We start from the raw sequence: 7,108 nt of genomic DNA on the forward strand, positions 1-7,108 counted from the left end.
CCTTATTGAATCGCTTCTTTGATGACTTCATTCTTTTGGACGACACTGTCTGCTTCGATGACGAAGACTTCTCCGTCCGGTGATCCGATTGTCGCACCATCTTCAACGATGACACCATCTGCTAGAATTGCGCGATGAATCGTGACATCACGTCCGATTTTGACATTCGGGAAGATGACCGAATCCTTGACGAGTGACCCTTCTGCCACTTCTACACCATGGAAGAGGACGGAATGATTGATTTCGCCTTCAATGTGGCATCCTTCATTGATGATCGATGTCTCAACCGTCGCAGCATTTCCGATATATTGAGGCTGTTGATTCGGGTTGACCGAATAGACTTTCCAAGACGGGTCATACAGATCGAATTCCGGTTCTGCCGTCAACAGGTCCATGTTTGCTTCCCAGAGCGATTGAATCGTTCCGACGTCTTTCCAGTATCCCTTGAATTTATAAGCACGAATGTTCAAGTTTTCAAAGAGCATGTTCGGGATGATGTTTTTACCGAAGTCAAAGCTTGATTCAGCATCACCTGCATCTTGAATCAAGTGACGTTTCAAGACGTCCCAGTTAAAGACATAGATCCCCATGGATGCAAGATTCGATTTTGGATTTTCCGGCTTTTCCTCGAATTCATTGATTCGTAGATCATCATCCGTATTGAGGATACCGAAACGTGGTGCTTCCTCCCATGGTACTTCGCGTACAGAAATCGTCACGTCGGCACCGCCAAGTCGGTGTTCCTCGATCATCTTCTCATAATCCATTTTATAAATATGATCGCCCGATAGGACAAGTACATAATCGGGGTCGAATTGATTGATATAGCTCATGTTACGGTAAATGGCATTCGCCGTTCCTTCATACCAGTTCTTTCCGTTTTGCGCCTGATAAGGAGGCAGAATCGTTAATCCGCCGTTGCGTCGGTCCAAGTCCCACGCACTGCCGATTCCAAGGTAACGATTCAATTCGAGCGGTTCGTACTGTGTGAGTACACCAACTGTATCGATTCCTGAGTTCGTACAGTTCGATAACGGGAAATCAATGATCCGATATTTTCCTCCAAATGCAACAGCTGGTTTTGCAGTATGTTTCGTTAAAGCTCCCAGACGTTTCCCTTCTCCGCCTGCAAGCAACATCGCAACGACATTCTTCTTAGCCATTTCGTCCCCTCCATTTATGCTCTTTTTTTCAGACAACGTGACTCCAAAAATCCACAGATACTTCTATATACCCAATCTTTTCTCTTTTTAATATAACATTCCTGCAAAATAGGTTTATTAAAATACAAAAACCGAAAAAAAATCTACTGATTTCTCCATAAAAGACCGATAATAGGAATGAAATGGCTTTTTGAAAGGAGTTCCCATGCGAATTACAACCGGATATCTCGTACTACTTGGTCTTGCGGCGATGCTTTTGTTTTCCTTATTTTCCATTAAAGATGAATTGAAAACAGCGCGCACTCTTTTTTTCTGGGCCGACGAACAGACGACAAGACATCCACTGACCTCCTACCAACCAATTACCGTAACCTATGAGAACAAGCGGGTCGAGCTCTACGACGGCATCCGTCGTGATGACCTGACACCGCAAAAATTACCGAAGAAAGTTGAACAGGCGTTCGTTGCCATCGAAGATCAGCGGTTTTATCAACATGACGGATATGACATCACGGGAATCTTACGTGCCTTTACGAAAAACCAGTCCGATTCAAAGTCTCAAGGCGGCAGTACAATCACACAGCAACTTGCCCGCATGACGTATCTCTCAAACGAAAAAACATATACTAGAAAAATAAAAGAATTACTCATTGCTGTCTCTTTGGAACAGAAATATTCCAAAAAAGAACTGATGACGGCTTATGTCAATCAAGCTTATTTCGCGAACAATATTTATGGAATTGAATTAGCAGCAAAATCATATTTCAATAAATCTGCCCAAAACCTGAATTGGTCGGAAGTGAGCTTCTTGACAGCAATCCCAAACAACCCTTCACTTTACGATCCGTTACGCTTTCCTGAGAATACAAAAAAACGCCAGCAGCGAATCGTGCAGGCGTTGAAGCGTGACCAGGTATTGGAAAAGGATTATACAGTTTCAGCGGTAACACCTCGTACATTTAAACCGAAAGTTCCGTTTCCGGACTATATTGATGCAACCGTACAATCCGCGATTCAGATGACGGCTCAAAATCGAGGCTGGAATGAACAGCGTGCTGCCGAATACCTGCATCAGCAAGGCGCTGTCATTTCCACCTATTTAAACGCGAAGGAGCAACAGCGAGCAAAAGAGGCTTTACAGAGTCTTCCGAATCCAATCGAAGGTGCTTACGTCGGAATTGATGGACAAACGCACGGCGTCACGGCGCTCGTCGGCTATAAATCTGATTTAACCGGGCAGTTCAACCGAGCGATCCAATCTTACCGACAACCGGGTTCAGCAATCAAACCATTACTTGTCTATGGTCCTTATCTAGAGAAGACGAAAGCCCGGTTGTCGAGTACGTTAGACGGTAGTCCCGTCTGTATTGATCGATACTGTCCATCAAATAGCGGCAACCGGATTCTCGGTCAGGTAACGGTTGCCGATGCCATTGCTTATTCCTATAATACACCAGCGATTCGTGCTTTTTCCGTCTCATTTCGTGAAGGATTAAAATCAATTCGTCCGTTTCAGTTCAGTCAATGGACACGGGAAGATGATGCTTTTACAAGTGCACTTGGTGGTTTACGATATGGGGTCAGTCCCTATGAATTGACCAACGCATATACATTACTCGTCAATGATGGGGTCTATCGCCCCGCCTCGATGATTAAAAGCATTACACTCAACGATGGAACGGTCGAACGACCGCAAGAAAAGGAACAACGGATTTGGTCGAGTCAAACGAACCGGGAATTGCGTGCCGGCTTAAAGAATGTCATGACGTACGGGACAGGGCGTAAAGGATACGATCCCACTGCACGGTATATCGGCGGAAAAACCGGGACTACGAATGATAACAAAGATATGTGGTTCGTCGGTATCAAAAATCAACACGTCGGTGGCATTTGGTTAGGCGCAGACCGCCCGCGTCCCTTCCCGGCCGAAGCGAATGCGACATTACAGGTCCAGACGTGGGCGACGATCTTACGCCCCTGAATCAGCTTGGAAATAAAATCGCTTCTCCAAAGGAATTGAACAAGGTCAGACCAACCCAGGAAAGACCAGCGAGTAGCACACCCCATGCCAAAAACGAAAAGATGATCAATCCAATCGCCCCTGCTGCACTCGTCATCTTACTGATTTGAACAGTATAGAAGATAAAATAAATCAAGAAGGATACTACCAATACAAGACCGACATGAAGAAACGATGTCATGAAGGCGAAGCTGACACATCCTCCGACTAAAAGGAGGATACTACCAGGACGTAAGAGACTGAGCGTCCGCCCTTCCTGTTCTTTGATGAAAAATGCAAAGCCAAGCTGATTGATCGTATCCGATAATAACTTCAGTGAACTAAAGATCATGAAATAGACGATTAAAAATCCAAGCCAGACGACAAGTTTTGTATCACGTGCCGTCAAGAGTTGCAGTAATTCATCGTAAACCCCGACCTGATCGAGCCAGTGCAAGGCGAGCTCCGTCGTCGCAATCGCGAGTGATGTACTGAACAGAAGGATACTGATCAGCGGGGCATAACTTAATAAATAAACATTCGTACGCATGTGGAGTCTCCATTCATAGAAAATTCATATGTAGCACACAATTTCACTTACAGGTATACTATAATAGATTATATCGGTTCAAGAGACTGAAGGGGGAAACAAAAATGGCATTTATCTTAATGGTCGGCGTAAGTCTTGCGTTTTTGACAGCAATCTTCACGGCAGGCTACAACAAAAAACCTGAAGGTAACGAATAACTCATAAAAGCTCCATCCTGATCCAGGATGGAGCTTTTGCGTTACAGAAGACCTGCGTACCCTTGCTGACGTAATGCCTCATAGACGATGATTGCTGCCGTGTTCGAGACGTTCAGTGAACGAACAAGATTTGATTGGGGTAGACGGATACAACGCTCTGCGTTCGCATCGATGACTTCAAGCGGTAATCCTTTTGTTTCCCGACCAAAGACGAAGAAATAGTCCTGCTCGACGTCTGATAAATCAATCTGACTCGGATACTGTTCCCCATATTTCGTAATATAGTAGAAAATCCCTTCCGGATGTTTCTCCCACAGTTCTTCTAACGAATCATGATAACGGACATCGACGAACTCCCAGTAATCAAGACCCGCACGTTTTAGCTGCTTATCGTCCGTCGAGAAGCCGAGCGGTCGAATCAAGTGAAGGACAGAATGCGTCGCCGCACATGTGCGTGAAATATTTCCTGTATTTTGAGGAATTTCCGGTTGATACATAACAACATGAATAGCCATGGTTTAGTTCTCTCCTATCTCATGCGCTAAAAGCGCTTCTTTATGGGCAACTCCACTTGCAAAACCCGTCAGTTTACCGGTTGCCCCAATGACACGGTGACAAGGGTAAATCAATGCGATCGGATTCCGGTTTAAGGCACCACCGACAGCTCGTGCTGCTTTTGGCTTCCCAATCATTCGAGCCAGTTCACCGTAACTGATCGTCTGACCAAACGGAACGTTGCGCAAAGCTTGCAGCACCGTCTCCGCAAATGGTGTGACACGTAACTGACAAGGAAGCGCGTCAAGTGCTTGTACGTCTCCTTGTGCGTAACGATCAAATGCCGAGCGCCAAGCTTTCGGTAATTGCCCTTCATCTGTCTCTTCTGCTAGATACGTCCGAGCTCGTTCCACATTTAGCCCGAAGTCAAGGTACACGATCTGCTCCTTTTCCCAAGCGACAAGCAACGTACCGAACTCATAAGTGAGCTGTTGAAATGGCATCTGACTCCCCCCACTCCTCGAGTAATCGTTGACCTTCTGTTTGAACCTCTACCGCAACGTCCGTTGCAAGGCGTGATTCGATGTATGACTTCTCATCGATTCCATTAATCCGACCAACTGCCCATAATGCAAGCGCCCGCATATCTTCCCGGGCATCCGTTTCCGTCATCAACCGTAGCGCGTCAAGTGCACTCTTATCTCGATAATGGACAAGCGCACAAATCGCATTACGCTGAATCGGTTTCTTACCGCGCCATGCACCAGATAACGTTCCAAAACGGCTCTTGAACTCACGGTTACTCATCGATAAAAGTGGAATTAAAAGCGGTTTGACCTGTTCTGGGTCCGGTTGTAGCTCAGCATGATGTGTGGCATTCTTCTTCCGGTTATACGGACAGACTTGCTGACACGTATCACAACCGTACAGTCGGTTACCAAGTGCCATTCGGAAGGATTCCGGCAGCAACGTTTTCGTCTGTGTTAAAAACGAAATACAGCGTTTGGCATCGATGACGCCAGGTTCTACCAGTGCATCCGTTGGACAAGCATCGATACACTTATTGCATGTTCCGCACAATTCCTCGACCGGTTGATCGGGCGGCAACACAAGATCCGTAATCAACTCACCAAGATAGAGATACGATCCGTGCTCCTCACTGATGATGGAACAGTTTTTCCCACTGAATCCGATACCGGCTCGTTCCGCTACTGCACGGTCGACGAGTTCTCCCGTATCGACCATCGAGCGTGTTCGTGCACCTGGACTCAACTCTTGAATTTTTTCTTCAAGTAACGTCAAACGGTGGCGTAACGCCTGATGATAATCAAGTCCCCAGGACGATCGACAAAAGATCCCCCTCCGCTCTCCTTCTTTACCGCGAGGTGCATGTTTGAGGGTACTTGGATAGGCGACCGCAATCGCAATGATCGAAGCCGCATCTTCTACGAGTAACGAAGGAGTCGTTCGTAGATCGAGATCTGGCTCTTCGAAACCAGAAGCGAATCCTTTCTCCTGTTGAGCTTGCAGGCGACGTTTTAAGACAAGAAACGGATCGGCTGTCGTCACCTTCAGCTCATCGATTCCGATCTCTGTCGCATACTCTTGTAAAGCCAATTTCAATTGTACACCATCCATCACGACTCGCTCCTTTCTCATGAAATTTCATTCCTAAACAAAAAGAGCAAGGTGTCAGCGAAAACGACACATTGCTCTTTTTTGGTAAGCGGGTGAAGGGAATCGAACCCTCGTCATCAGCTTGGAAGGCTGAGGTTTTACCATTAAACTACACCCGCATGATCAGGTGAAACATCGGATTGTGTAAAAAGTATAAAGCGGGTGAAGGGAATCGAACCCTCGTCATCAGCTTGGAAGGCTGAGGTTTTACCATTAAACTACACCCGCAAGATACCGGTGGTCGGAATCGAACCGACACTCCAAAGGAACACGATTTTGAGTCGTGCGCGTCTACCAGTTCCGCCACACCGGCACAATCTCTTGCAAAACTATTTAATTGAGAAATAGTTGGAGGCGCCAGTCAGAATCGAACTGACGATAAAGGAGTTGCAGTCCTCTGCCTTACCACTTGGCTATGGCGCCACTCATTGGAGCGGAAGACGGGATTCGAACCCGCGACCCCGACCTTGGCAAGGTCGTATTCTACCACTGAACTACTTCCGCTTGAAAAGCTGGGCTGGAAGGGATCGAACCTTCGCGTGCTGGAATCAAAATCCAGTGCCTTACCACTTGGCTACAGCCCAATAATAAGAGGGCGACTGATGGGAATTGAACCCACGAATGCCGGAATCACAATCCGGTGCGTTAACCACTTCGCCACAATCGCCATGGTAAACAGGGGCAGCAGGAATCGAACCCGCGCTGACGGTTTTGGAGACCGTAGTTCTACCGCTAAACTATGCCCCTATGGTGGTGGGGGGGGGCGGATTCGAACCGCCGAACCCGAGGGAGCGGATTTACAGTCCGCCGCGTTTAGCCACTTCGCTACCCCCCCACAATTGGGAAAATCATGTTATTTTAAAGATGGTGGCTTTGGACGGAATCGAACCGCCGACACAAGGATTTTCAGTCCTTTGCTCTACCAACTGAGCTACAAAGCCGATATTAAAATGGCGGTCCTGACGGGATTCGAACCCGCGATCTCCTGCGTGACAGGCAGGCATGTTAACCGCTACACCACAGGACC

Annotated in this window: 6 protein-coding genes and 11 tRNA genes; 1 reads left to right on the forward strand and 16 read right to left on the reverse strand. The window is 47.0% G+C overall.

Features of this window, described 5'->3' with window-relative positions; all coding sequences use genetic code 11:
* Positions 1 to 2: 2 nt before the first annotated feature.
* The gene (locus ACRPK8_RS11640; protein ID WP_432238367.1) at positions 3 to 1,163 is read right to left on the reverse strand and encodes a glucose-1-phosphate adenylyltransferase; all 1,161 of its coding nucleotides are present in this window, start codon (positions 1,161 to 1,163) and stop codon (positions 3 to 5) included.
* 205 nt (positions 1,164 to 1,368) lie between these two features.
* On the opposite strand from ACRPK8_RS11640, the gene ACRPK8_RS11645 reads away from it, so the two are divergent.
* A complete protein-coding gene (locus ACRPK8_RS11645) occupies positions 1,369 to 3,144 on the forward strand; it encodes a transglycosylase domain-containing protein (RefSeq protein WP_432238368.1) in 1,776 nt (591 codons plus the stop codon).
* Between the two features lies 1 nt (position 3,145).
* Here ACRPK8_RS11645 and ACRPK8_RS11650 read toward each other — a convergent pair whose 3' ends face one another.
* The 15 genes from ACRPK8_RS11650 to ACRPK8_RS11720 form a co-directional block, all read right to left on the reverse strand.
* Positions 3,146 to 3,712 carry a DUF5366 family protein gene (locus ACRPK8_RS11650; RefSeq protein ID WP_432238369.1) on the reverse strand — a complete coding sequence of 189 codons (567 nt, stop codon included), beginning with the start codon at positions 3,710 to 3,712 and terminating at the stop codon, positions 3,146 to 3,148.
* A gap of 238 nt (positions 3,713 to 3,950) precedes the next feature.
* On the reverse strand, positions 3,951 to 4,424 hold the full coding sequence (gene trmL / locus ACRPK8_RS11655) for a tRNA (uridine(34)/cytosine(34)/5-carboxymethylaminomethyluridine(34)-2'-O)-methyltransferase TrmL (protein ID WP_023467320.1): 474 nt from the start codon (positions 4,422 to 4,424) through the stop codon (positions 3,951 to 3,953).
* Positions 4,425 to 4,427: 3 nt separating this feature from the next.
* Positions 4,428 to 4,907 (reverse strand): methylated-DNA--[protein]-cysteine S-methyltransferase, encoded by a 480-nt coding sequence (locus tag ACRPK8_RS11660; protein WP_432238370.1) that lies wholly within the window; start codon positions 4,905 to 4,907, stop codon positions 4,428 to 4,430.
* Positions 4,882 to 6,042 (reverse strand): tRNA epoxyqueuosine(34) reductase QueG, encoded by a 1,161-nt coding sequence (gene queG / locus ACRPK8_RS11665; RefSeq protein WP_432238371.1) that lies wholly within the window; start codon positions 6,040 to 6,042, stop codon positions 4,882 to 4,884. The genes ACRPK8_RS11660 and queG overlap by 26 nt, the downstream gene beginning before the upstream one ends.
* Before the next feature lie 87 nt (positions 6,043 to 6,129).
* Positions 6,130 to 6,200 (reverse strand) — tRNA-Gly (locus ACRPK8_RS11670).
* Positions 6,201 to 6,238: 38 nt separating this feature from the next.
* A tRNA-Gly gene (locus ACRPK8_RS11675) sits at positions 6,239 to 6,309 on the reverse strand.
* Positions 6,310 to 6,313: 4 nt separating this feature from the next.
* Positions 6,314 to 6,394: transfer RNA gene (locus ACRPK8_RS11680), tRNA-Leu, on the reverse strand.
* Positions 6,395 to 6,430: 36 nt separating this feature from the next.
* Positions 6,431 to 6,504, reverse strand: a tRNA-Cys gene (locus tag ACRPK8_RS11685).
* Between the two features lie 6 nt (positions 6,505 to 6,510).
* Positions 6,511 to 6,585 (reverse strand) — tRNA-Gly (locus ACRPK8_RS11690).
* 8 nt (positions 6,586 to 6,593) lie between these two features.
* A tRNA-Gln gene (locus ACRPK8_RS11695) sits at positions 6,594 to 6,665 on the reverse strand.
* Between the two features lie 10 nt (positions 6,666 to 6,675).
* Positions 6,676 to 6,748: transfer RNA gene (locus ACRPK8_RS11700), tRNA-His, on the reverse strand.
* 9 nt (positions 6,749 to 6,757) lie between these two features.
* Positions 6,758 to 6,828: transfer RNA gene (locus tag ACRPK8_RS11705), tRNA-Trp, on the reverse strand.
* A gap of 4 nt (positions 6,829 to 6,832) precedes the next feature.
* Positions 6,833 to 6,916 (reverse strand) — tRNA-Tyr (locus ACRPK8_RS11710).
* 30 nt (positions 6,917 to 6,946) lie between these two features.
* Positions 6,947 to 7,022: transfer RNA gene (locus ACRPK8_RS11715), tRNA-Phe, on the reverse strand.
* Between the two features lie 10 nt (positions 7,023 to 7,032).
* Positions 7,033 to 7,108: transfer RNA gene (locus ACRPK8_RS11720), tRNA-Asp, on the reverse strand.

Origin of the sequence: Exiguobacterium sp. TDN 0502, from assembly GCF_050846835.1 — a bacterium.
GTDB lineage: Bacteria > Bacillota > Bacilli > Exiguobacteriales > Exiguobacteriaceae > Exiguobacterium_A.

What these genes read in the sequence shown, in the direction of transcription:
- ACRPK8_RS11650 (WP_432238369.1), bottom strand. Translation starts at nt 3,712, where the DNA reads ATGCGTACGAATGTTTATTTATTAAGTTATGCCCCGCTGATCAGTATC.
- trmL (WP_023467320.1), bottom strand. Translation starts at nt 4,424, where the DNA reads ATGGCTATTCATGTTGTTATGTATCAACCGGAAATTCCTCAAAATACA.
- ACRPK8_RS11645 (WP_432238368.1), top strand. Translation starts at nt 1,369, where the DNA reads ATGCGAATTACAACCGGATATCTCGTACTACTTGGTCTTGCGGCGATG.
- ACRPK8_RS11660 (WP_432238370.1), bottom strand. Translation starts at nt 4,907, where the DNA reads ATGCCATTTCAACAGCTCACTTATGAGTTCGGTACGTTGCTTGTCGCT.
- queG (WP_432238371.1), bottom strand. Translation starts at nt 6,042, where the DNA reads ATGGATGGTGTACAATTGAAATTGGCTTTACAAGAGTATGCGACAGAG.
- ACRPK8_RS11640 (WP_432238367.1), bottom strand. Translation starts at nt 1,163, where the DNA reads ATGGCTAAGAAGAATGTCGTTGCGATGTTGCTTGCAGGCGGAGAAGGG.